General features: G+C 55.7%; 1 protein-coding gene. It reads left to right on the forward strand.

Features of this window, described 5'->3' with window-relative positions:
• Positions 1-7: 7 nt before the first annotated feature.
• Positions 8-1159, forward strand: a 1152-nt coding sequence (locus D5269_RS17895) for an MBG domain-containing protein (RefSeq protein WP_347707315.1), incomplete at its 3' end; no start/stop codon positions are given.

The following is a 1159-nucleotide window of genomic DNA, read 5'->3' on the forward strand; positions in this document are numbered from 1 at the left end:
AGGCAGGGTGGCAGATTTGCTTGTCACCGTTACCGGCGCACAGAACGGCGCGGCTCCTGCGGGCAGCATCACCCTCACCAGCGATGGATTAAACGAAACCCTGACCTTGCAGAACGGGAAAACTACCCATAAATGGGAAAATATGTCTGACAAGGAGTACACGGTCACAGCGGCATACAGCGGCGATACCAACTACAAAGCTGCTAACAGCAAGTTGACCTTTGACGCAGCAAAGAAAAATCAGGAATCCTTTGCCATTTCCCCGGTGGAAGCAAAGACCTACGGTGATCCGGCGTTTGACCTCGCCACCACCGGCGGCAACGGCTCTGGCGCGGTCAGCTTTACAAGCTCCGACCCGTCCGTTGTCAGCATCAATGACAAAACTGCGACCATCCGCAAAGCCGGAACTGTCACAATCACCGCAAGAAAAGCAGCGGACAACAACTACAATGAAGCCGTGGCAGCCATTTCCGTGACCATCGGAAAAAGGCCGATCACCCTAACGGCAGACAGCTTTACCGTGGTAAAAGGCGCGGCTATGCCGACACTGACCTATCAGACGGCGGGGCTGGTGAACAGCGATACCTTTACGACAGACCCAACCATGACAACCAGTGTATCAGATACCAATACCCTTGGAGAATATGCCATTGTCATCAGCGGCGGCATACTGACCAACGGGGACAGCTACCAGATCACCTATGTAAACGGCAAGCTGACTGTAACGGACAAAATCCCCGTTCAATTAACCATAGCAGCAACTCCTGACTCTCTCGCTGGCGGTGGAACAGTAACGCTGACCATCAGCGGCCTGCCCTCCGGCGGAGAGGCAACGGTAAGCTGCTCTGACAGCAGTATCAATGTTACCGGCAGCGGAACAAGCTGGAAAGCCACCCTGCCTAACGAAACGGCAACATATACCTTTACCGCAAATTATAGCGGTGACACCCAGCACAGCAGTGCTATGGCCACTTGTACAGTCAGTGTAACCAAGCGTACTAACGGCGGCGGTTCCTCCGGCGGTGGGAACGGAAACTCTGGCGGTTCCGGCAACGGGGGAGGTTCCTCGTCCGGCGGCGGTTCTTCCAGCGGTGACAATGGTTCCTCCGGCGGCGGCTCCACGATTGTAGCGCGTCCCGACGAAACCAAGCCGGACACT

Source organism: Anaerotruncus sp. 1XD42-93 (genome assembly GCF_009917605.1).
Classification (GTDB): Bacteria; Bacillota; Clostridia; order Oscillospirales; family Ruminococcaceae; genus Anaerotruncus.